The sequence below is a fragment of the Paenibacillus pasadenensis genome, from assembly GCF_023715725.1.
GTDB lineage: Bacteria > Bacillota > Bacilli > Paenibacillales > Paenibacillaceae > Paenibacillus_O > Paenibacillus_O pasadenensis_A.
Map to the genome: position 1 here is coordinate 325,664 of NZ_JAMBOT010000004.1, position 23,155 is coordinate 348,818.

The 23,155-nt window shown below is 54.9% G+C and carries 23 protein-coding genes; 4 read left to right on the forward strand and 19 right to left on the reverse strand.

The window, feature by feature from the left end; translation table 11 throughout:
* Positions 1-3: 3 nt before the first annotated feature.
* The 13 genes from M3223_RS12895 to M3223_RS12955 all read right to left on the reverse strand — a co-directional run bounded on the left by M3223_RS12895 (position 4) and on the right by M3223_RS12955 (position 12,828).
* Positions 4-1,542 carry a hypothetical protein gene (locus tag M3223_RS12895; protein WP_251561999.1) on the reverse strand — a complete coding sequence of 513 codons (1,539 nt, stop codon included), beginning with the start codon at positions 1,540-1,542 and terminating at the stop codon, positions 4-6.
* Positions 1,543-1,584: 42 nt separating this feature from the next.
* Positions 1,585-2,580 (reverse strand): GDP-mannose 4,6-dehydratase, encoded by a 996-nt coding sequence (gmd, locus tag M3223_RS12900; protein ID WP_251562001.1) that lies wholly within the window; start codon positions 2,578-2,580, stop codon positions 1,585-1,587.
* Positions 2,581-2,752: 172 nt separating this feature from the next.
* Positions 2,753-3,685 carry a GDP-L-fucose synthase family protein gene (locus tag M3223_RS12905; protein ID WP_251562003.1) on the reverse strand — a complete coding sequence of 311 codons (933 nt, stop codon included), beginning with the start codon at positions 3,683-3,685 and terminating at the stop codon, positions 2,753-2,755.
* A gap of 544 nt (positions 3,686-4,229) precedes the next feature.
* Entirely contained in the window at positions 4,230-4,907 is a 678-nt protein-coding gene (locus tag M3223_RS12910) for a sugar transferase (RefSeq protein WP_251562005.1), read from the reverse strand.
* 36 nt (positions 4,908-4,943) lie between these two features.
* A complete protein-coding gene (locus M3223_RS12915) occupies positions 4,944-5,939 on the reverse strand; it encodes a polysaccharide pyruvyl transferase family protein (RefSeq protein WP_251562007.1) in 996 nt (331 codons plus the stop codon).
* Entirely contained in the window at positions 5,936-7,639 is a 1,704-nt protein-coding gene (locus tag M3223_RS12920) for a lipopolysaccharide biosynthesis protein (protein WP_251562009.1), read from the reverse strand. The genes M3223_RS12915 and M3223_RS12920 overlap by 4 nt, the downstream gene beginning before the upstream one ends.
* Before the next feature lie 110 nt (positions 7,640-7,749).
* Positions 7,750-8,649 (reverse strand): glycosyltransferase, encoded by a 900-nt coding sequence (locus tag M3223_RS12925; RefSeq protein WP_251562011.1) that lies wholly within the window; start codon positions 8,647-8,649, stop codon positions 7,750-7,752.
* 29 nt (positions 8,650-8,678) lie between these two features.
* Positions 8,679-9,593, reverse strand: a complete 915-nt coding sequence (galU, locus tag M3223_RS12930) for a UTP--glucose-1-phosphate uridylyltransferase GalU (protein ID WP_251562013.1) — start codon at positions 9,591-9,593, stop codon at positions 8,679-8,681.
* A 440-nt stretch (positions 9,594-10,033) separates the two neighbouring features.
* On the reverse strand, positions 10,034-10,735 hold the full coding sequence (locus M3223_RS12935; protein WP_251562015.1) for a CpsD/CapB family tyrosine-protein kinase: 702 nt from the start codon (positions 10,733-10,735) through the stop codon (positions 10,034-10,036).
* On the reverse strand, positions 10,716-11,489 hold the full coding sequence (locus M3223_RS12940; RefSeq protein WP_251562018.1) for a YveK family protein: 774 nt from the start codon (positions 11,487-11,489) through the stop codon (positions 10,716-10,718). Before M3223_RS12940 ends, M3223_RS12935 begins: the two co-directional genes overlap by 20 nt.
* Positions 11,490-11,598: 109 nt before the next feature.
* The gene (locus M3223_RS12945) at positions 11,599-11,901 is read right to left on the reverse strand and encodes a hypothetical protein (RefSeq protein ID WP_251562020.1); all 303 of its coding nucleotides are present in this window, start codon (positions 11,899-11,901) and stop codon (positions 11,599-11,601) included.
* Positions 11,902-12,116: 215 nt separating this feature from the next.
* Positions 12,117-12,326, reverse strand: a complete 210-nt coding sequence (locus M3223_RS12950) for a hypothetical protein (protein WP_251562022.1) — start codon at positions 12,324-12,326, stop codon at positions 12,117-12,119.
* Positions 12,327-12,393: 67 nt separating this feature from the next.
* Positions 12,394-12,828, reverse strand: a complete 435-nt coding sequence (locus M3223_RS12955) for a GtrA family protein (protein ID WP_251562024.1) — start codon at positions 12,826-12,828, stop codon at positions 12,394-12,396.
* A 240-nt stretch (positions 12,829-13,068) separates the two neighbouring features.
* On the opposite strand from M3223_RS12955, the gene M3223_RS12960 reads away from it, so the two are divergent.
* The 3 genes from M3223_RS12960 (at position 13,069) to M3223_RS12970 (ending at position 15,767) form a co-directional block, all read left to right on the forward strand.
* Entirely contained in the window at positions 13,069-13,962 is an 894-nt protein-coding gene (locus M3223_RS12960) for a phosphatidylinositol-specific phospholipase C/glycerophosphodiester phosphodiesterase family protein (protein WP_251562026.1), read from the forward strand.
* A 406-nt stretch (positions 13,963-14,368) separates the two neighbouring features.
* Positions 14,369-14,599, forward strand: coding sequence for a 3-dehydroquinate dehydratase (locus M3223_RS12965; RefSeq protein ID WP_251562028.1), 231 nt, complete (start codon positions 14,369-14,371; stop codon positions 14,597-14,599).
* A 181-nt stretch (positions 14,600-14,780) separates the two neighbouring features.
* Entirely contained in the window at positions 14,781-15,767 is a 987-nt protein-coding gene (locus M3223_RS12970) for a lipoate--protein ligase (protein ID WP_251562030.1), read from the forward strand.
* Positions 15,768-15,843: 76 nt separating this feature from the next.
* On the opposite strand, the gene M3223_RS12975 is transcribed toward M3223_RS12970, so the two are convergent.
* Positions 15,844-16,245: a DUF2500 domain-containing protein gene (locus M3223_RS12975; RefSeq protein WP_251562032.1), complete on the reverse strand. Its 402-nt coding sequence runs from the start codon at positions 16,243-16,245 to the stop codon at positions 15,844-15,846.
* Positions 16,246-16,416: 171 nt separating this feature from the next.
* Here M3223_RS12975 and M3223_RS12980 point away from each other — a divergent pair, with 171 nt between their 5' ends.
* Positions 16,417-16,905 carry a hypothetical protein gene (locus M3223_RS12980; protein ID WP_251562034.1) on the forward strand — a complete coding sequence of 163 codons (489 nt, stop codon included), beginning with the start codon at positions 16,417-16,419 and terminating at the stop codon, positions 16,903-16,905.
* Positions 16,906-16,987: 82 nt separating this feature from the next.
* Here the strand turns inward: M3223_RS12980 and M3223_RS12985 are convergent, their stop codons facing one another.
* The 5 genes from M3223_RS12985 to M3223_RS13005 all read right to left on the reverse strand — a co-directional run bounded on the left by M3223_RS12985 (position 16,988) and on the right by M3223_RS13005 (position 22,868).
* A complete protein-coding gene (locus M3223_RS12985) occupies positions 16,988-18,016 on the reverse strand; it encodes an ABC transporter ATP-binding protein (protein WP_251562036.1) in 1,029 nt (342 codons plus the stop codon).
* On the reverse strand, positions 18,013-19,050 hold the full coding sequence (locus M3223_RS12990) for an ABC transporter ATP-binding protein (protein ID WP_251562038.1): 1,038 nt from the start codon (positions 19,048-19,050) through the stop codon (positions 18,013-18,015). Before M3223_RS12990 ends, M3223_RS12985 begins: the two co-directional genes overlap by 4 nt.
* Entirely contained in the window at positions 19,017-19,994 is a 978-nt protein-coding gene (locus M3223_RS12995; RefSeq protein ID WP_251562040.1) for an ABC transporter permease, read from the reverse strand. The genes M3223_RS12990 and M3223_RS12995 overlap by 34 nt, the downstream gene beginning before the upstream one ends.
* Positions 19,991-20,959: an ABC transporter permease gene (locus M3223_RS13000; RefSeq protein WP_251562042.1), complete on the reverse strand. Its 969-nt coding sequence runs from the start codon at positions 20,957-20,959 to the stop codon at positions 19,991-19,993. Before M3223_RS13000 ends, M3223_RS12995 begins: the two co-directional genes overlap by 4 nt.
* A 151-nt stretch (positions 20,960-21,110) precedes the next feature.
* Positions 21,111-22,868, reverse strand: coding sequence for an ABC transporter substrate-binding protein (locus M3223_RS13005; RefSeq protein WP_353057695.1), 1,758 nt, complete (start codon positions 22,866-22,868; stop codon positions 21,111-21,113).
* Positions 22,869-23,155 lie beyond the last annotated feature (287 nt).

Consider the following 23,155-nt stretch of genomic DNA (forward strand, 5'->3'; position numbering starts at 1 on the left):
GCTTTATCTCCTTTGAAAATGAAATCGTTGGGGCGACCATTCCGGCTCCGGCATCGCCGACTGGACAGTGGATGGAGCGGACTTTTCATCCGTCAGCACCGCCCAGCAGGCAGCCAGCAGGAACAGGTAAACGAACTGCTCCAAAATATTCGTCGAGATGCACAGCACCAGATTGACAATGATGAACACGTACAGCTGAATGCTTTTTCCCTGCATGCTCCGGATCAGCCCTGGGGCGGAGATGATAACGGCGGCAATCAGCGCTGCGAGCGTCACAAGGCCAAACTGCGTCAGAATGGAGTTGAAGGTGCCGTCCATAATCTGATGGTCCAGCTGCACGTCCATCTGTTTGTTCAGATTAACGCCGCTGTTTGTGCCGTAACCGATGCCGTCTCCGAACAGCACGACGCTGAGCGAATTGTTGGTAAAAAAGCCTGTCAGCATGTCAATCCGACCGCCCTGCACCTGAGCCTCCACGATGCTGCCCCGGTCGGCCATCAGCGTTGCCGCCTGCACTCCTCCCATCAAAGCCAGGATAGAGAAGCAGACGATGGCTGGCGTCAAATAAACCGAGCCCGGACGTTTGCGTCCGCTGAACACTGCCTCCACGACGAGGAAAAACACGATCAGAAAACAGCCGATAATCGCCGAGCGGGTACCGGACATGCCGGCTATTCCCAGGCAGAGCAGCTGCAGAACCGGCCCCAGCCTGCGCTGTGTTTGGCCGAGCAGCGAACGGGCTGCGTAAAGGAACATCGAGCTTCCAAGCGCCATATATCCCGCAATGGATATGCCGCCGAACGTGCCGATCAGCCGCAGCGAGAACGGATTGACGACGCCGAAACGTCCCGTAAACAGCGCATACTGAATGCCCAGCACGATAAATTCGATCAGAATAAGCCAACCGAGACAGCTGGCGATGGAGCGGATAAACTCCTTTTGCCCGCGAATATAACCGACCGCTTTGATGCAAAAAAGGACCAGCAGCAGCGAACGCCCGCCGGCCGCCACCTGGTACACATTGATTCCGGCTTCGCGGAAAGCGAGCACGCTCGTTCCATATAGAAGCAGCAGCAGTATGGGCAGATAGTGGGCGGCCAGCCGGTAACGTTCCTGTTTCTGCACATCCATCCAGAAAAATAATCCCAGCAGCGCCACCATCAGAATGTCTTTGACATACCGGACGCTCGGACCGAAAATCGGTTCGCCAAGCGCGAACTTGGCGTACGAAATCCGGGCGTTTACGATGTCGTTGAGCGCTTCCGGCAAATACGCCATCGCTGCAAAGATCAGATAGACGAGCAGCCCGCGCCGCAGCCAGTCCTCAGCCGTCAGGCGGCGCTCGGACGGAGCGCCTTCGTCACGCTTTCGGAAAGACTTCGGCCGGGAGTATATGGCTGGCTGTGAGCCTCTTCCCGTTAACCGCTCGGCCGGGACACTTTCGCTCGTTTTCCAGGAATGTCTGGCCGCGACTGTGCCGCCAGCCGCCAGCGTTACGCCGGCCGAGCTGGCAGCGCTGGACTGACTTTGTTTGTCTTTCAAGCGTCGCTCAGCTCCTTCCCGTTCCCGTGTTCGATCATCGCTCTAGGCGTGCACGCTCATAGCCTGAAGATAGGAAGCCTCATGGCTGACACGTTTCATATCCTCGTCAACCATCATTTTCACCAGCTGTTCAAAGCCGACATCAAGCGTCCAGCCAAGCTTCTCCTTCGCCTTGGTGCAGTCTCCAAGCAGCAGATCAACCTCCGCCGGGCGCTGGAATTCCGGGTCGATGACGACATAGTCACGGTAATCGAGTCCGACATGGGAGAACGCGACTTCAAGCAGCTCGCGCACCGTGTGCATTTCGCCAGTTGAAATGACGAAGTCGTCCGGCTCGTCCTGCTGCAGCATCAGCCACATCGCCTTGATGTAGTCGCCGGCAAAACCCCAGTCGCGAAGCGCGTCCAAGTTGCCCATGCGCAGCTCCGTCGCCAAGCCCTGCTTGATGCGGGCAACGCCGTCGGACACTTTGCGCGTAACGAATTCCACGCCGCGGCGCGGGGATTCGTGGTTGAACAGAATGCCGGAGCAAGCAAACATGCCAAAGCTCTCGCGGTAGTTGACCGTAATCCAGTGGCCGTATACTTTGGCAACGCCGTACGGGCTGCGCGGATAAAACGGCGTCGTCTCTTTCTGCGGAGTCTCAATTACTTTGCCGAACATTTCACTGCTGGACGCTTGATAAAAGCGCGCGCTTGGCTTGACGATGCGCACCGCCTCCAGCATGTTGGTCACGCTGATTGCTGTCAGATGGCCGGTTGCCAGCGGCTGCGGCCAGGACGCGGCTACGAACGACTGCGCCGCCAGGTTGTACACCTCGTCCGGATCGGACACGCGCACCGCCTCAATAAGCGATGCAAGGTCGGTCAGATCGCCCGATACCCAGTTGATCCGATTTTTGATATGCTCGACATTTTCGTAATTCGGCGTGCTGGTGCGGCGGCGCATGCCGTACACCTGATACCCTTTGCCGAGCAAAAACTCCGCCAAATAAGATCCGTCTTGACCGGTTACTCCTGTAATTAGCGCTCTTTTCATATGCCGCATCCCCCTATGGATGATTAATTTGTGTTGATGTTCTTGTGTTCGCAGTTTGCTGGTGGTGGTAGTTTGAGTGGCCGCCTGAGAACTGCTCCGTCTCGGACGTCATACCGGCTTAGAACCGGTTGTTGAACGCAACGCGCGGCTCCTGTGCACCGGCCGGGCCTCTCTAGGCAAATACCGCCTGGCGATAACCCGCGTACACTTCACGGACGCCTTCATCAAGCGGCTTTGCTGCCCGCCAGCCAAGGCCGTTGATGCGGCTCGTATCGACCAGCTTGCGCGGCGTGCCGTCTGGACGGGAAGTGTTGAACGCCAGCCGGCCATCGTAACCGACTACATTGCCGATCAGCTCCGCCAGCTCGCGGATCGCGATGTCCTCGCCGACGCCGATGTTGACGATATCGTCTCCCTCGTAATGCTCCATCAGGAACAGGCAAGCATCCGCCAAATCGTCGGAATGAAGGAATTCGCGGCGCGGGTTGCCCGTGCCCCAAATCTCCACCTCGGCGCTCCCGGCTTCTTTGGCCTCGTGGATTTTGCGAAGCAGAGCCGGCAGCACATGCGACGTTTCCAGGTCGAAGTTGTCGCCCGGGCCGTACAGGTTCGTCGGCATCGCCGAGATGAACTTCGTGCCGTATTGGCGGTTGTACGCCTGGCACATTTTGATGCCGGCGATTTTGGCGATGGCGTAAGCCTCGTTCGTCGGCTCCAAATCGCCGCGCAGCAGGCTTTCCTCCTGCAGCGGCTGCGGCGCAAGCTTCGGATAGATGCAGGTCGAGCCGAGGAACAGCAGCTTTTTGACGCCATGACGGCGCGCCGCGTCGATCACATTGGTCTGGATCAGCAGATTGTCGCGGATGAAGTCGCCGCAATAATCGTTGTTCGCGACGATGCCGCCTACTTTAGCCGCTGCCAGAAACACATAATCGACTGTCTGGCTTGCAAAAAACGCCTCCACAGCGTCGCGTTCCCGGAGATCCAGCTCCTTGCTCGTACGGCCAATCAGATTTGTATATCCGCGGGCTTCCAGCGCCCGCCAGATCGCGGAACCGGCCAGGCCGCGATGGCCCGCCACGTATATTGCTGCCTGTTTGTCCATCATTCGGGCTCCTTTGCTCGTCCATTGTTATAAAAGCTGGCTGCTGGTATGACGTTAGCCAGTTGCTCAAACTTTGGTTGGCGCGCCGCTTAAGGTCGTTTGACGCCCTTAACAGCGACCATTCAGCCGTTTCGGCGCCGCTTAAGGTCGTTTGACGCCCTTACCGGCGCTCATTCAGCCGTTTCGGCGCCGCTTAAGGTCGTTTGACGCCCTTACCGGCGACCATTCAGCCGTTTCGGCCCCGCTTAAAGTCGTTTGACGCCCTTATCGGCGACCATTCAGCCGTTTCGGCTCCGCTTAAAGTCGTTTGGCGCCCTTATCGGCGACCATTCAGCCGTTTCGGCGCCGCTTAAGGTCGTTTGACGCCCTTATCGGCGACCATTCAGCCGTTTCGGTGCCGCTTAAGGTCGTTTGACGCCCTTACCGGCGACCATCCAGCCGTTTCGGCTCCGCTTAAGGTCGTTTGACGCCCTTACCGGCGCCTGCCCGCATCAGCGGAACTTCTCACCTAAGCGAAGCGCTCAGCCGAAATTCCAACGTCTGCTCAAAACGCATCCTTGCTGCCCAGCAGCACACGCACGGTGCGCAGCAAAATGCGCACATCCATAAAGATGGAGCGATTCCGCACATAACTCAGATCCAGCTCAACCATCTGCTCAAAGCTGAGGTTGCTGCGGCCGCTTACCTGCCACAGTCCGGTGCAGCCCGGCGTCACATCCAGCCGCTGGCGGTCGTAAGGCGTATACTCTGCCACCTCGCGCGGAAGCGGGGGACGGGGGCCGACGAGCGACATGCTGCCCTGCAGCACGTTGACCAGCTGCGGCAGCTCGTCGATGCTCGTTTTGCGGATGAAACGGCCGACCCGCGTTACGCGCGGATCGTCGCGCATTTTGAACATCGCGCCTTGAACCTCGTTCTGCGCCAGCAGCTCCTTGAGCTTCTCCTCCGCGTTAGATACCATGGAACGGAACTTATACATGCGGAACAGCTTGCCGTCCTTGCCGACCCGCGTCTGATAAAAGAACACCGAGCCCTTGGGATCCTCCAGCTTGATCAGCAGTCCGATCATGACGAACACCGGACTGAGCAGCACAAGCCCGATCAGCGAGCAAACGATGTCCATCGCCCGCTTCATCCCCTCGTATAGGACAAGCTGCCGCTCCTGAGCCGGACAGCTTGCTCCAGCAACCGCCGCTTCTTCGCTCCTCTTTTGATAAGCCAAGTTATCAACCCCCCGCCTATTGGAATTTGAATTGGACTAGTTCGCAACCTCGCCTGCGGACAGCTCCGCACCCGGAACGCCGCTTGACCAGGCGGTATAATAACTCGTGTTTTTTCCGTAGGAATTGTCCAGAAGCACGTTCGGCTTGTCCATCAGACAGCTGAGAATATGACCGTGCAGCCGCGAGGTGACGATGCTTTCGTAACGGCTGAACTCCCGGATCGCTTTGTCGACCAAATACTGCGAATACTGATACCAGATCCGCTGCATCGGCTTGCGCGCCCCCGGCAGACGGTACAGCTTCATCATCAGCACGAGCGCTTTCCGCTCCATCGGCGTGTACAGGCTCGTCCAATCCAAGGAGGCGGACTGTGCGCCGCTCTGGCTTTCCAGCCGCTCCTGCATCGGCGTTTTTTCAATATCCGTCCGTAAAAAGAACAGCGTGCTTCCTTGCGGAGATTCCGGCTGCGCGATCGGGTACAGCTGATGGGCCATATCGGGCGACAGGAACACCTGCACGTTTTTGAACTTTTTGCGCGCCATCTCGTAGCTGATGGAATCCCGCACATACAGATGCACGTCCCGGTGCCGGTTCAAAATAGCCGCCGTCCGTCCGAAGTTCAGCTCGCTTTTATAAAAAATCGTCTGAGGCAGCATGACGATGCGGTGCCCGGGGTAACGCTCCACGATCCGCTCGCGCAGCAGCTGATGCTTGGCGTACAGGTCGCCGAAGTTGCCGCCGCCGTGCAGAACGAGGATGACGTCAGGCGGAACGTTCAGCTCGTCCGGAAAATCCAGCACGCTGTAGCGGGCTCTGACGCGGATGCCGTACGCTTTGAAAAAAGCCTCGGTCCCCTTCATGATCAGAATGTCTCCGCCATTGCTGTGCACGGGATAGTCGATATAAATAATCTCCGAACCCCGTGGAATGCTCCTTGTAATGAGCGACAGCTTCTCCTTCAGCTGCTCCATCGGATGCTGCCCGGATTTGCCGGCGCCTTGCTGAGGCCCTCCCTGCTCGAACTTGCTCATGCCCTTTCAGCTCCCTCTCCTGCGGCGGCTGCCGCCCTTCTTCTTGACTGGATTCTTTGCTTCAAAAATTTCAGGTCTTCCCGGCCGGATACGATGCTGCGCAGCGGCACGCCAAACAGCAGCTTCATCGAGGCGACGGATACCGCCATGCGGATGACCGCTCCGCAGAGCAGCGCAAGCGCCAGTCCTTCCAGCCCCATCATCGGGGTGAAAACGAAAAACAATCCGACTGTCGCCGTCAGCGCAATGATTTGCCTCACGAACACCATGCCCGGCCGCCCCATCGCATTAAAGGCCGAGGCGAGAATCCATGAGCCGCCGCCGAGAATACACTCGATGGACAGCAGATAAAACGCCGCGCCCGCCTCCGCAAAATCCGGACCGAACACAAGCCCGATCAGCATGTTGCCGATAATCATTGCCGGCACAACAGCGATCAGCATCAGCAGCATCGACAGGCGGAAAGCCCGGCTGACCGAAGCGACGACAACCTCCTTGCTCGCGCCAGTCACTTTTGGGAAAACAACGCTCGTTATCGCATTCTGCACCACGTTAAACATGCGAGAGAGAGCGAAGATGACGGAGTAGATCCCGAAATCGCGAGGCGTCAGCAGCGCCAAAATAATCAGCTTGTCGAACTGGCCGTACAGCGTGCCGAGCAGATCGGTGCCGTATACACGGCTGCCGTAACCGAGCAGCGGTCTCGCCACACGGCGGCTCCAGATCCGTTTCAGCGGGGCAAGCCCGAGCTCGTCCCTCATTCCGAACAGAGCCAACGCGATGACTATCGCTGTTGTAACGAGATAAACGATGGCTGCTGCCGGAATCGTCAGCGAGCCGGCCGCCCATAAGCCGACCAGACCGGCCAGATTCAGCAGCGGCACATAAAGCCGGATGCCGTTGTAAACGCCGAAGCGGCCTTTAACCTGCGCGGCGGCGGCAATCAGGTTGACCGCCAGCGCCATCGGAACGGCAAGGACGGTGTAGAGCCGCGCCGAGCGGACTGCCTCAGCGCTGTAGCCGTCCATCCATTGCGGCAGGAACATCCATGCGACCGCAGCCGTTATGAGGCTGACCGGCAGCAGCAGCGACAGGGCCAGTGCCGCCGTTTCCCGCAGCTGCGCGCCGCGTTTCACCTGATAAATGAGCGACGTCGGCAGACCGAAGCCGGTCATTCCGGCTAGAAAGGCTGGCCAGAACAGAATGGCGGCCAGCTCGCCCTTGCCTTCCGCGCCGAGCATCCTGGCGGTCAGAATGGAGCTCAGTGTGCCAAGCAGCATAATGAGCACATTGGCTCCGCTCGTGCGGGCAATCGTCGCCAGCGAGCCTTTGCCTCGCAGCACTCCGCCAAGCTTGGCGCTTAAGCGGCCCGCTTTGCCCGCAGCGGAACGGCCTGCAGGAAGCTGAGCTGCCGCTGCAGCGCTTCCTCCGGGCGCAATGCCGGTTGAAGCGGCTCCGGACGGGCGCTCCGCCGCTCCAGCAGCAGCATCCACTCTCGCCGTCGCTGCGCTGCTTCCGAGCTCCATCCCGGTTGAAGCAGCTCCGGACGGACGGTTAGCTGCGCCAGCTCCATCGTCCTGGCGGGTGCCCGCCGCTTCTGCTGCGGAACCGTCCTGCGGAGAAGCTGGGCCTGCGCCGGATTTATGGACCGGCTGTCTGCCAGCGCCTCCGGCTGGCGGCCGGACCGCTTCCGTGCTCATGGATGCTCCTCCTTTTGCGAACTTTAATTATTCATAACGCGAACTTGTGGGTACAAAAAAATATAGCGTTTTTACTTGGCTCCCGTTTGGCCGCCATTCACTCTTGGCTCTTATTTGAACCAGCCCAGCCTGCCCGCAATGTAACCGTTGCTGTACTGGATTCTGCGCAGCTGCACAATCTGCTTGCGCGGATTGGCCAGCGAGAACAGCAGCAGCACGGCGGACGGAGCGATTTTGAGCGCCTGCTTGATCAGATACGCGGCTCCGCGTCCGCCTCTGGCAGCATCGCTGATGCCCTGCCAGTACACACGCCGCAGGAACCATTTACGGCTGATCCGGCTCCGGTCGATTTTGTGATCAACGGTTGCATAGGGCGTGTAGAACACCCGGCTGCTCTGGCGGATACGTCCGATCAGCTCGCTCTCCTCATTGGACAGAAGGCTGCTGCCGACGCGTCCAAGATCCTCGCGGAACGGCTCATACTGCCGGAACAGCGACGCCCGGAAAGCTACATTCGCGCCAAACGGAATGCGCGGAAATTCCATTTCCGTCACCCGGGGCGAATAATCCAGTACGGTATACAGCGTTTTGAATGCATCCGGCAGCCACTCCGGCTCGCCGCCGTCCCAGACGGGGTCGATCCGCCCTCCGACGCAGCCGATGGAAGGATCGCTTTCAAACACGTCAACGATTGCTCCCATCCAGCCCGGCTTTGCGATGGCGTCATCGTCGAGGAACAGAATATAGTCCCCGTTCGCTTCCCGAATCGCCCGGTTGCGGGACACCGACAAACCGAGTTTTTCCTCCCGCACATAGCGGACTCGCTGCGGTCCAACGCCCGGCATCGCTTGAATGCCGCGCACCGCCGCCTCCGTGCCGTCCGTTGAGCGGTTGTCGATAACGAGCACCTCGAACTGCTGCTCATCGAACTGCTGCTCCAGTACGCTCAGCACCGCCTCGCGGGTATCACGCGCCCGGTTGTGGGTACAGATGGCTGCCGTTACTTTCATCGCTTCCACTCCATTTCTCTCTCTGCTTACTAGTCTCTGCGCGCCGCCAGCAGCCCTCGTCCAAGCTCGCGCTCCACCATCTCGCTCATCTCGGACAACAGCGGATGCCGTAGCTCAGGGCTGCGAATCGCGAACTGAAGTGTCGTTAAAATAAATCCAAGCTTCTCGCCGACGTCATAACGCACGCCCTCGAAGTCGTAAGCGAACACCCCTTGGTTCTCGTTAAGCCGTTGGATTGCGTCTGTCAGCTGAATTTCTCCACCTGCGCCTGTTTCATGCCGGCCAAGGAATTCAAAAATTTCCGGCGTAAGCACGTAACGCCCCATGATTGCCAGATTGGACGGCGCTTCACCGGGTGCAGGTTTTTCAACGAAACGGTGCACGCCGTGCAGACGTCCGTGCGGAGCTTCGATTTGGCCAATCGGATCAACGATGCCGTAGCGATGCGTTTGATCGATGCCGACCGGCTGTACGCCGATGACTGATTTGCCGGATAACTCGTACTGCTCGATCAGCTGCCTTGTGCAAGGAGTATCCGACTGCACGATGTCGTCGCCGAGCAATACGGCGAACGGCTCGTTGCCGATAAAGTTGCGCGCGCACCAGACGGCGTGGCCCAAACCCTTGGCTTCTTTTTGACGAATGTAGTGAATCTCAACGTTAGACGAGCGGCGCACCTTTTCCAAAATGTCCAGCTTGCCCTTCTCCTGCAGCGTATGCTCCAGCTCAAACGCGATGTCAAAATGGTCCTCGATGGCGCGTTTGCCCTTGCCCGTTACGATGATGATATCCTCGATGCCGGACTCAATCGCTTCCTCGACGATATACTGGATGGTCGGTTTGTCTACAATCGGGAGCATTTCCTTCGGCATTGCTTTGGTCGCCGGGAGGAATCTCGTTCCAAGGCCCGCTGCGGGAATGATCGCTTTTCTTACTTTTTGCATACCGCTCACCCTTTCTCTTTTATCTTAGAATGTCACTGAAAAATGCCCGCTGCGCCAAAGGCCGGCCCTCCGATCGCTGTTAACCTCGGATTTTTTTGAATTCAACCTCCTGCTGAGGTAGAAATCCGACGTTAAAGGCGAACGCTGCCGCTTCTACGGGCTCGCCCTTTGGCTCCGCTCCCTTTTCATCACAATTCCTAACAAAGGCTAAAGCTTCAACACAAACAAACCTATCAGGGGCATCAAACCCCGCCTCACATCATGCCAATGACGATAAACGTCTAAGGCCGATTGGCCCACAGCATGACCGAGTGCCTCCGGTGATAAAGGTGCAGGAGACATGACCTCGGCGGTCGAACCGCCGTTCCCTGCGTTTCATGCTGTATGCTGCACCATGATGTATGAATGCTTTTCGGCTATCCGAAAGCGAGAGCTGATTCTTAAGCCTTTTGCTGCTCGTCGCCGCCGTAGTAGTAATAGTAGTACCCGCCGCCGCTGCTGCGGTCCACGTTGTTGAGCACAACTCCGAGAATGCGCGAGCCCGCGCTTTCCAGTGACAGCTTCGCCTTGCGGGCGATGTCGCTCTTCACCTTTCCGGCGTCAATGACGAGCAGAACGCCGTCGCATTTGCCGGCAACGATATGAGCGTCGGTAACGGCCATGATCGGCGGGGTATCGATAATAATCCGGTCGTACTTGCCCTTGGCCTGCTCCAGCAGCGTGCTCATCGCCCTTGAGCCCAGCATTTCGGACGGATTAGGCGGCGATTGTCCTGCCGTCAGCACATCAAGATTGTCCACGGACGTTTCCTGAATGCCCTGCTCCAAACTGGAGCGCCCCTGCAGCACACCGGTAAGGCCTCCCCGGTTCGACACGCCGAAAATATGATGCTGGGAAGGCTTGCGCATATCCGCATCGATCAGCAGCACCCGTTGGCCCGTCTGCGCAAAGGTGACCGCCACATTGGCTGAGGTCGTGCTTTTACCCTCGCCGGCTCTGCAGGAGGTGACCATAATCAGATCGACCGGCTCATCAACGCCGGCGTACTCAACTCCCGTCCGCAGCATCCGATACGATTCCGAAATAGGCGACTTAGGATTGTTTTCCGTAATGAGACTCCATTTACGCGTCGAGCGAGACATTGCTTTTCCTCCCCACTCGGCCTGGGGCCGGTATTTGATTCATATTGCGGCTGCTGCCGCCGGACGGCTGCGCCTCGCTTTCCTTGAACTTCGGAATAACGGTAAGCACCGGCAGACCGAGCGCTTCCGCCACGTCCTCTTCGGTTTTGATCGTATCGTCGAGATATTCGAGCAGGAAGGCAACGCCCATGCCCGCCAGCAGCGACAGAACAAATGCCATCGCGATGTTCAGCTTTGCGTTGGGTGCAACCGGAGCGGCCTTTGCCTTGGGGTCGGCCTGGTTAAGGATCGACACGTTGTCGACCTGCAGCAGCTTCGGAATTTCGTTTGAAAATACGACCGACACCGCGTTGACGATGCGCGCCGCATTTTCATAACTCATATCCCGCGCCGTAACGGACATGACCTGCGTGTCGTTGACCGAGGTGACCGTCACCTTGCTCGCCAGCTCGCCGGCCGTTTGATTGAGCTGGGGATATTCCTCGGCAACGATTCCCATAATGCGCGGCGTCTTGATAATTTCCTTGTAGGTTTTGATCAATTGAATGTTGCTGTTGATCAGGTTCAGATCCAGGCTGGACATCAGCCCGCCTCCGTCCTTCACTTGGCCGACCAGCAGCTTCGCCGACGCCTCATATTGCGGCTTGGCATACCAATAGGAATAGGTGGCAGCAAGCGAGCAGCTAATGACGACAATCGCCGTAATGAGCCACAGCCTTTTCCGGATCATGAACGCGTAGTGTTTAAGTTCCAAGATGTCGCCTCCAATAAAAATGAGAATTCTAAACGAATTATTAAAAGAAGTTAATTATTCAAAACGAGAACAACGAGCCAAAAAAAAGAGAGGCAAAGATGGTATTGTTCTATCTCTCGTTTTGCCTGCGGTTCAGAAATGCCTCCACGCTGCCGCCTTCCAAAACATGCTCGACAAGCTCTTCCGAACTTCGTCCCAGCCCCTGTTCCCGCAGCAGCCCCGTAAGCACGTCCGCTACATTGACCGATCCGACGGAGCCCGAAATATCGGCAGCGCTCCCGTTGTTGATCGCAGACTGTGCCGCTCCAGCTTTGTTTAAACTTTTATCCTCCGCCAGCTTATCTAGAAAAGCGCGTACTCTTACCTGCTTCTCTGCACCCGACAAAGATTCCGCTTGATGATGAAGCATCATGCTTATTATCCTCCCTGAATCTTCAGTCTTCGCAACGATCTGACATGATTAGCCAAGCGAACCGCAGCTTATCGGATCAAATTCCGACATGCGGAAGCTTGTTGGTAACGATTATGACACAGATAGTAGCAAAAGCTAGAGGGAAGAAAGGCATGTTTCGGATTAGGCTATCCTGTTCATTTTTGAGAATCGTTTTCAAGTACCCTGCTCCTATTTTAACCGCATCTTAAAAAAAGAATTTTCAGAACTGTTTCCGGTTTCATCGTTTTGTATGCGCTACCTTTCTCCCAAAGAGCTTCCATTCCCGCGTCAGCAGAAGCAGACCTAAGACTCATGACGACGCCTGTCAGCTTTTCAACAAAAAAACCCGCTGCATAGCGGGTTCGCTCCATCTCGGCATCGTTGAAATCATACTTTGGAAACAATTTTAACAGCAGCTCCCATAAATGTTAGGAAGGACTTCTGAATCATAAGAGAGGAAGAGGTCCTAATTCATCCTTCTCTCGGACTCGATTCGACATGATTCGAGACTTCAGTCACATGGACCGAGGGACCGGAATCCCGGAAAACCCATAGCTTATTCGCTAAAAATCCGGCTCCGGTCGCTGCAACGATGGCAATTCCTTTGCTAACGAGCGCATTCCAACCGATAATTTCGTGGAAAATAGCCAAAACAGCGGTTGATAATCCGAACATTAATCCGTTTACGACGAGAAACTTTAACATTTCTCCTTTAGTTGCCCGGCCGGTGCGCCTAAAGGTCCATTTCCGATTCATTACATAGCTGTTCACAGTACCGCAAGCATAGCTGATTGTCTGGGCAATCAAATAATGAACGCCAAACAGCGAGCTGAGCAGAAAAAAAGCGGCATAATCCACCAGCGTGTTCAATACGCCGGTAATGCCGTATTTAATTAATGTTCCCATTGTAAACGTTCCTTTCCTCGCATAGGGCGATCCTATCACCATTTGTCATTGGCCAGCCCGACGTTCGTCTGGACCGGGTTTGACTTCGCTTCTTTTACCGGCTCCAAGCCGCACTTTCTTTACGGTAATCCATGAAGTATGGCCAGTCAAGCGGACGGACAATGTCCAGCCCGTTTGGATATAAACCGGCTAAATCGGGTATGTAATGGTAAACCGCATCCAGAAAGCGAGGGAAAGGCCATGAACAGATGGTTAAAGGGAACAACTACGGCCTTTGCGCTGCTGCTGTGCGCCTCGCCCTTTTTATCCGGAGCCAAACCCGCCGTTATGACGAATCGGCAGCCTCCGCCGGCTTGGACTTCGCATGCTTTGATCGCCCACGCGATGGGCTCGGTGGATCAGAATTTGTATACAAATTCGCTAGAGGCTTTTCAGGAAAACTACGCCAAAGGCTACCGCGTGTTTGAGGTTGATCTGCAGCTGACAACGGACGGATATTTAGTCAGCCGCCATGACTGGGGAAGTTATCTGTACGACCGGTTTGAGCAAAGCTTGCCCAGAACCGAGATGGACAAGCCGCTTAAGCTGAACCAAATATTGAAGCTGCCGATTCTTGGCAAGTACCAAGCGATGAGCTTTGAACAAATCGCCGAGCTTATGCAAAACTATCCGGATATTTGGATCGTTACCGATACAAAGGGAACAACGCCTGAGGAAATCCGCCAGCAATTTTCGGCCATTATCCGGGCTGCAGAAGGCAAAGAAGAGGTGCTCGCACGAGTTATTCCTCAGCTGTACAGCCGAGATATGCTCGCATGGGTAGAATCGGTTCATTCTTTTTCTTCCTATATATATACGCTTTATCAGTCGAAGGATTCGGACGAGGAAGTGCTGGACTTTGTCCGTGCCAACAACCGCATCGACGCCGTTACCATTCCGGGCGAACGGGTGGAAAGCCTCATCCCCTTTATTAGCAGGCTGGCCTCCCTGCGCGTTCCCGTTTACGCCAATACGATTAATGAAGCGGGAGCCGTCCGCAGTCTGGAAGCGGCAGGTGTATACGGCTTCTACAGCGACTCTCTCACTTATAAAGAACTGGACAAAAAAGGACTGAGACTGGCTGCTCGTTCATAAATGTGGAAGCCCGGGCGGAGATTCATCGGATAAGCTTTCTGTCGGTATTTGGAGGAAAAGAAATCCAATTTAGGCTCACAGATATAGCAGGAAACAAACGGCTCATGAAGAACATGTAGACGACCAGACAACGCGGCTATTCCGCCCGTCTCAAGAATGTCATAAAATTCAGACTTTAAGCTGTTGCATCTTTTGTCAAGGTTGATTATACTTACTTTGCGAAAGAAACAAATTGCATGCGATTGATGCTTTACAGACGGAGCGTCAATGGTCTTGTAACCAATTTATAATTGTTTTTTAAGAATCTATTAATCTTAGTTGGTTACAATAGGAATAACCAATTTAACCAACTAAGCCGGACCGATACATGCACGAACAACTTGATCAGAATTGGAGTGGAGAGGCTATGAGAACCTTAATTTCTTTTCAAAATAAAAACATCCCCGTTTACGTTACGGAGCAAAACAATAAAAAAGCTCTCGATAAACTCGGCGAGGTGCTGAACCGCAAGCTGCTTACCGGCAAAAACGCGCTGAAAAGCTGCATCCTTTCCCTTATCAGCGTAGAAATTACCGGCAGTGAAGCAACGCTGCATACGATCAACGAGAAGGATACGCTGACGATTTCGCTTTATTAAGCCGTTCACAGGCAGCGCTCCATGCTGACTGCTGCTAACAGCCCGTTATGGTCCCATCCCGCTCTATGTGGGATGGGGCCTTTTGGCATCCGCGCAAAGTGCGCCTGGTTTGGGCTGCGTCTTTGCATATGGTACAGTTAAACATGTGGTGAACTTGTGCACATGAATGGGAGGAAAACGCATGCTGTTTGTTCATAACGGGGATCTTCACGATCCGTCCCTTAATCTGGCACTGGAGGAGTATGTGCTCCGTCATCTTCCGGCCGATAACGATTATTTGCTTTTTTATATTAATGAGCCTTCCATTATAATCGGCAAAAACCAGAATACGCTGGAGGAAATCAATGAGGATTACGTGCAGGAGCGCGGGCTGCATGTCGTCCGCCGCCTGTCGGGAGGCGGAGCCGTTTATCATGATCATGGCAACCTGAACTTCAGCTTCATCACGAAGGATGACGGAGAATCGTTCCGCAATTACCGCAAATTCACCCAGCCGGTTATCGAAGCTCTGCATTCTATGGGCGTTGAGGCTGAGCTGAGCGGCCGTAATGACATCCAGGTCGGCGAGCGCAAAATATCCGGCACGGCGCAGTTCGCGACCCGCGGAAGGATGTACACGCACGGCACGCTGCTGTTCCAATCGGACATTTCCCATGTCGCAGCCGCGCTAAAGGTGAACCCGGAAAAGTTCAAATCCAAGTCGACGAAGTCGGTGCGCAGCCGCGTCGCCAACATTTCGGAGTTTCTGCTGGAGCCAATGACGGTTGAGCAGTTCCGCTCCCGCCTGCTGGGTTTTCTGTACAAAGGCGAGCCGGTGCAAACGTACGAGCTGACTGAGGCCGACTGGGAAGGCGTGCGCCGCATTGCCGAGGAGCGCTATAGGAGCTGGGATTGGAATTACGGGCGTTCGCCGGAGTTTAACATGCGGCAGGTCAAACGGCTTAGCGCCGGCACCTACGATGTGCGCCTTAACGTAGCGCAAGGGCGGATCGAGCGGGCTTCCATCTATGGCGACTTTTTCGGCACGGCTGAGGTCAGCGAGCTGGAAGAGCTGCTGGCCGGAATCCGGTACGAACCGGGCTCCGTGCGGGAGGCGCTGGCGGGAGTTGAGCTGACGCCTTATCTTGGTCCGGTGGAGCTGGAGGAGTTTTTGGAGCTGATGTTTTAAAAAGTTATTGCTTCCTATATTTACAGCAACCCCCCGTCATGCTGACGGGGGGTTGCTTATTGCTATGTGATTGGAATTAACCAAACTGAATTACCCGATTATTATCCCGCTCGAACCCTTGATATCTGTTTCCGCGAAAGCTCAGCTTGCCGACATCCCCCTCGGCCAATTGGCCGAAGTCGCGTCCGCTAACCGTAAACTCCATCCGGTCGCCGCTTTCCACCTCGAAGGTTGCATAATAATCGGTAAATGTCTGCTGATGCTGCCCTTCTTCGTATGGCTGCTGGCTTCGAACTCTGGAGCGTTTGCTGACAACGGCCGCCTTAACAAAGAGGAGCGGCTGAGCGTTGTTCCGGCTCCAGCTCATATAAGTCTTCAGCAGGCCCGCTCCGATTATGACTGCGATGACCGCGATCAAAATCGTCAACGTAGTTCCCGCCGCCGAAAAGATCGAATCGATGCCCGAATCGGTTCCCATTCCCGTTCCCTCCCCAGATGACTGGCCTGATTATGCCTTAGTCCCATTTTATGTGGTTATGGGCAGCATATTCGAAGGGATTTGCTCCGCTCGTCCCGTGTACGGAGAATCGCCCGAACGTTTCTATGTATTTCTCATACTTTAAAATAGAATGTTTGGGAGGATGATAGAATGAATGAGCGATGGGCAGTTACCAACCATGTAAAGGGTAAACACATGGGGTTAATTTTAGTTTTATTTATTTTACTCGTTGTAGCCCTTGCTTGTACTTCAATTAGCTCATCCAGCAATTCTGATATAGGCATAGCTGGTACCACCGGTTTCACCGTTTATAATGATACTCAAAGCTATGACTTGGTTGCTACATCTCTTACTGGCAACTTTGAGTCCCCTTTTCCGTCTTTGCATACTATTCTTCCGGGCAGGAGCTATACCTTTCAGGTGTTGGAGAGAGGAAGTAACCCCTCAAGCGCTCAAGCAAGTTACAGCATTAGATCTCAAGGCCAGTCTGTCGGAACCGCTGAGATAAGAATGCTGTTAACCCCCTATAGATTATATGGTTTATTCTATATTTACGTGGCGGATTCATTTGCCGCGGTACAATCTGGAGTTGCAACCGGTACGACGACTCCAAAAACGATAAGAATTTCTCAAATTTGATTTTTAGTCTGAAAAATAGCCTCCAATGATTAGATGATTTCTAACCGTTGGAGGCTGTTCTTTTGTGATATTTGCTTAAAAGTTAACCCAGCGTTTTTGCGGCCATCCGCTGCAAGTCCCCATCCTCCACTAGAGGAAAATGACAGCTCACCTGCCGCCCCGGAAGAGCCTCTCGGAGCAGCGGCTCCTCCGCTTTGCAGCGGTCCTTGGCGATTGGACAGCGCGGATGGAAACGGCAGCCCGACGGCGGGTTGGCCGGGGACGGCACATCGCCCTTCAGAATAATCCGCTCGCGCTTGAGCGCCGGATTCGGGCGCGGAATTGAGGAGAGAAGCGCCGCTGTGTACGGATGAAGCGGCTTATTGTACAGCTCCTCCGTCGGCCCTACCTCCGCCATTTTGCCCAGATACATGACGCCGACCCGGTCGGAAATATGCCGAACGACGTTCAAGCCGTGCGCGATAAACAGGAACGTAAGGCCAAGGTCCTTCTGCAGGCGCGCAAGCAGGTTCAGCACCTGTGATTGGACGGACACGTCCAGGGCGCTGACCGCCTCGTCGGCGACGATAAACTTCGGATTCAGCGCAATCGCCCGGGCAATGCCGATCCGCTGCCGCTGGCCGCCGGAAAATTCATGCGGGTAACGGTTGCGGCGGGAGGCGTCGAGGCCGACCAGCTCCATCAGCTCCACGACACGCGCGTCGATCTGCGCAGACTTCATATCCGTATGCACCCGAAGCGGCTCTCCGATAATGTCCGACACTAGAAAGCGCGGATTCAGCGAGCCGAACGGATCCTGGAAAATGATTTGCAGATCCTGGCGCAGGTCGCGCAGCTTGGAGCTGCCGAGCGCGTGGATGTTCTCGCCGCCATAGATGACTTCGCCCTCCGTTGCGCTTTGCAAGCGGAGAATGACGCGGCCGAGCGTTGACTTGCCGCAGCCGGATTCGCCGACAAGGCCAAACGTCTCCCCTTTTTTGATTTCCAGGGAAATGTCGTCAACCGCCTTCACCTGGCCGACAACACGGCTCAGCAAGCCTTTTTTGATGGGGAAGTATTTCTTGATGTGCTTAACCTCAATCAGCGTCTCGTTGGACAGCTGTTTGCTCATACTCTGACCTCCCCTTGCGCAATGGCTGCGCCGGCCGGAGATACTGACGATTCGCCCGCATGCTCCTCATACAGCCAGCAGGCCGCTTTATGATCCGGTCCGAGCTGGAAGAAGCCCGGCTCCCGCTTGCGGCAAATATCCATCGCATGCTCGCAGCGCGGATGGAATCGGCAGCCTGTCGGGAGCTGGTTAATACGCGGAATGTTGCCTTTAATCGTATAAAGCTCCTCGCCGTCAATCACCTCGAATCCAGGGATCGACTTCAGCAGGCCAACGGTGTACGGATGGCTCGGCTTGGCGAAAATTTCATGAACGGAGCCCTCCTCCATAATGCCGCCCGCATACATTACAACAATGCGGTCCGCCATTTCCGCCGCCACGCCCATATCGTGAGTGATCATAATGATGGACATGTCATTGTTCTTCTTGAGCTGCTGCAGCAAATCGAGAATTTGCGCCTGCACCGTCACGTCGAGCGCCGTCGTCGGCTCGTCCGCAATGAGCAGCTCCGGCTGGCAGGCCAAAGCAATCGCAATGACAACACGCTGGCACATGCCGCCGGACAGCTCATGGGGATACTGCCTTACACGCACCTCGGGCGACGGGATGCCGACCTGCCGCAGCAGATCAACCGCGGCTTTCATCGCTTCCTTGTCGGACTTGTTCTGATGCAGCCGCAGGCTTTCTGCAATCTGCTCGCCTACAGTGAACACCGGATTAAGCGAGCTCATCGGATCCTGAAAAATCATCGCAATCCGGTTGCCGCGGATTTTGCGCATTTCCTCCTGGCTTTTCACCGACAGGTCTACGCCGTCGAACTTTATATCACCCTCGAGAATCATGCCCCCGGCGTAATCTATAAGACGCATGACAGCAAGCGAGGTGACGCTTTTGCCGCTGCCGGACTCGCCGACGATGCAAAGCGTTTTGCCCTTTTCCAGGTCGAAGGAAATCCGGTCGGTCGCCCGCACAATCTCCTTGTTGACCAGGAATCCGGCGGTCATTTGGTTGACTTCGAGAATTTTGCGCGCCATTGCTCCAGCCTCCTTGGGGAAAGATGCATCTTCTGACGGGGATCAAGCGCATCGCGGATACCGTCGCCGATAAAGTTAACCGCAAGCACTACCAGTAAAATACAAAGGCCGGGATATACGCCCTGCATCGGATCCACAAGCATGAATTCCTGGGCCTTGCTGAGCATTTGGCCCCAGCTCGTTTGCGGCGATTGAATGCCAAGTCCAAGATAGGACAGGCCGGATTCCGCAAGAATCGCCCCGCCGACCATCAACGTTGCGTTGACGATAATCGGGAAGCTCGCGTTGCGGAGCAGATGGCGGAAAATGATGCCCCAGCTCGATACGCCAATGGCCTTAGCCGCCTCAACAAACTGCATCTCCCGCAGTTGGAGAAACGAGCCGCGCACGAGACGGGCGACGCCCATCCAGCTTGTAAAAATCATAATGCCGATCATATACCAGAAGCTGTCGCCGAATATCGCCAGAATCAAAATGTTTAGAAACAGCAGCGGGACAGAGTTCATCACATCGACCCAGCGCATGAAAATGATGTCAACCCATCCGCCGAAAAAACCTGACATAGAGCCGATTAACGTGCCGATTAAAACCGCTCCTGCCGCAACGGCAAATCCGACAGAAAGTGAGATCCGCGCGCTGTACAGCAAACGGGATAAAATATCTCTGCCCAGCTCATCCGTACCGAGGATATACCCTTGTTCCCCAGGTTTGAGGCTGTTTGCGTAGTAATTGACGGCATCCGGCTTATGCGGCGCGAGCCACGGAGCAAATATTGCTGCAATTACAAATATGCTCAATACGACCAGCCCGCTCATGGCAAAAGGATTGCGTCTGAACTTGTTCCAGGTCAGCCGCCAAGGCCCCATCGGCTTTGGGCTTTTAGCTGCCGGCGCAGGAGTTGGAGCCGCATTGGTGCCGGCTGTTGGCTGCAGATTCGTGCTCATGCCGATTTGCCTCCTTTGCCAAGCTGCACGCGCGGGTCAACGATGGCGTACAAAATATCCGCAATCAAATTGCCGATAACAACAAAAACCGCCGTCAACAGCGTAAGCGCCATCAGAATCGTATATTCGCGGCCCGAGGCTGCCTCTACGAACAGACGCCCCATTCCCGGCCAGTTGAATACGTTTTCGGTCAGAGCCGCGCCGCCGACAAGCAGCGGCAGATCGAGGCCAATGATCGTAATGATCGGGATAAGCGCGTTGCGCAGCGCATGACGGAACACTACCTTGCGCTCCGGCACGCCCTTTGCCCTCGCGGTGCGGATATAATCCTGCTCCAGAACCTCCAGCATGCTCGCTCTGGAATACTTCAGATAGGAGGCCAGAAATCCGAGCGTCAGCACCGACACCGGAAGAATCAAGTGCATGAGCAGGTCGCCAACATCGCCTTCTTTGCCCATCGTATACATGTCGGATAGAGGCAGCCAATCCAGCTCGATAGAAAAAAAGCTTTGCAGTATAATTCCGAACCAGAACGTTGGCATCGCAAATCCGATATACGAAATAAATGACGCCGTCTGATCGGACAAGCCGTACTCCCTCGTACTATTGTAGATGCCCCACGGGATGGCAATGATAAGCGTGAGCAGCCACGCGACACCCATGAGCACCAATGTATTTTTAACCGTCGGCCACAAAATGTCGGCCACCGGCAGGTTATTCTTAAACGTGTTGCCGAGGTCGCCCTGCAGAATATCCCCCAGCCATCTGAAATACTGAATATGCAGCGGGTCGTAAAGCCCCATATTTTCCGCTTGCTGCTTCATTGCCTCCTGGGAGAGGCCCGGAGAAAGAAACATGGAGGTTGGTCCGCCCGGAGCGGCATGGATAAGTCCAAAGGTAAAAATCGTAATTAGAAAAAGCACAACGACCGACTGGAGCGTCCGCCGGATAAAATACTCGCCCATAAAGGGTCCTCCTTCAAAAGTTCATCAAACCGACCGTTCCGTTTAGCGGAGCTGATCGTCCGGCCTTCAGGACAAAGGAGAAGGAGGAAGGACTGCCGCCCCTCCCCCTTCTGCTTCGCGTGAAGTCAAATCTAAGGGTGATATGCGATTGTTATTTCTGATCCTCGACCCACCATTTGTTGATGCCGTAGAAGTAACCGTAAGCGAGCGATGCTTGCGGGCCGTCTCCGTCCGCCCATTTGATGCGTTTGCCGATGCCTTGCGGCAGGCCGTATTGATACATGAATACATAAGGCAGGTTGGTGGAAATTTCTTTGCCGACTTGTTTGTAAATCTCTTTGCGCTTCTCTTGATCCGTCGTGGAGTATCCGTCCACCCACAGCTTGTCGAGCGTCGGGTTGTTGTAGAAGCCGGAGTTTTGACCTTCAGGCGCAAAGTATTTGGACGAGAAGATCGCCTCGCTGTCCGGATCCGGGTTGGAAAGCGACCAGGACAGAAGCATCGCCTGATATTTGCCCGGCGTTACGTTTTGCTCGATCCAGGAAGCAAAGTCGATGCCCTTTGTGTTGACCTTAATGCCAATCGTTTTCAGATCGTTCTGAATGGCGCTGGATACCGCTTCACGGCGGCTGTTGCCGGCATTGTACTGCAGCTCGAATTCAAACTCGCGACCGTCTTTATCCACAGTGCCGTTGTTATTCGTATCTTTCCAGCCGTCCTCCGCGAGCAATGCTTTTGCCTTTTCAGGATCGAACTTATACTCAATCGCATCGGCGCCAGGATCCGCCCAGCTGCCCGGCAAGAACGGCGCGTTCAGCGCTTTGCCCGTGCCTTTCAAAATCGCCTCAATCATCGCATCGCGGTTAAGCGCCGTAGCAATCGCTTGACGGGTTTTTTGGCCCTCGAACAGGGACGGCTTGCCGCCGAAGTTGTCCTTGTTAAAGTTAAAGCCAAGGTACTCGTAAGTCGGTCCCGGCTCGACGTTAACCTCCAGGCCTTTGCCGCGGACAGCCTCAACCTGCGTAACCGGAATGGCGCTTATTGTGTCTACGTCGCCCTTGATGAAGGCTTGTACTTCCGTGTTTTGATCGGCGTAAATTTTGTAGACAATTTTGTCGATGTTGACGTCATTTGTGCTCTTAGCCCAGTAGTTCGGGTCCTTGTCCATGATAAGATTCTGTTTTTGGGTCCAGCTGGACCATTTCCACGGGCCGTTGGTTACCGTCTGGGCCGGGTCTTTGCCGTAGGCATGACCTTTAAGCTCCTTCGCTGGAACATCCTTCAGAATATGGCTCGGAACAACATTGGTGACGAGCACGTTCAGGAACGGAGCATAAACCTGCTTCAGCGTAATTTTCGCCGTTTTGTCGTCTACCTTTTCTACCTTGTCCACTTTGTCAAAGGACGCGATCGCCGGGGAAGCCGCTTCCGGGTTTTTCGCCGTGTTGATCAAGAACATGATATCGTCCGCCGTAACCGGCGTGCCGTCGCTCCACTTGGCGTCCGCCTTGAGCTTAAGCGTGTAAGTCTTGCCGTCCTCCGAAATTTCCGGAACCGACTCAAGCAGCGACCAAGGCTCGGCAACCGCGTTGCCGTTCCGGTCGTAGTCCAGCAGGTTGGCAAAGATCAGATAAGCGATATCTCCCGAAGCGGTATCCCCGATAAATAGCGGGTTAAGGCTCACGATGTCGGAGAAGGAAGATACGGTCAGCGTGCCGCCCTTAACCGGGCCGGTCGTTTCCGGCGTGCCGGCGTTATTCGCCGCGCCTTCATTTGCTGTGTTCGTCGCCGGCGTATTTGTGTTTCCGGCTGTGTTGTTGCCTGCGTTGTCGCCGCAACCTGCTGCAATGACCCCCATTACAGACAAGCCTGCAATCATGGTCTTCCACTTAATCGATGTAGGTGCCACTACACATTCCTCCTCGGCTTCTGCCAAACATGTAATTTTCCGGTTCATTGTAGCACCTTTTTTAAGGTTAGAATATAGATTCGTCTGAAAATAATTAAAATTTTATTATACGCATAATTATTCATATACACTTTGGAGTATGTAGAGCGCTTTCATCCTTGCTGCTGTAAGGTTTATGTCGGTTTTTGGCGACGGTAAAAACCTGAATTAAGTATACGAATTTAGGGATATTCAAACAATTTGTTAACAGAATCGACGTTTTTATTGCGATTCGCAACCGTTTCAAC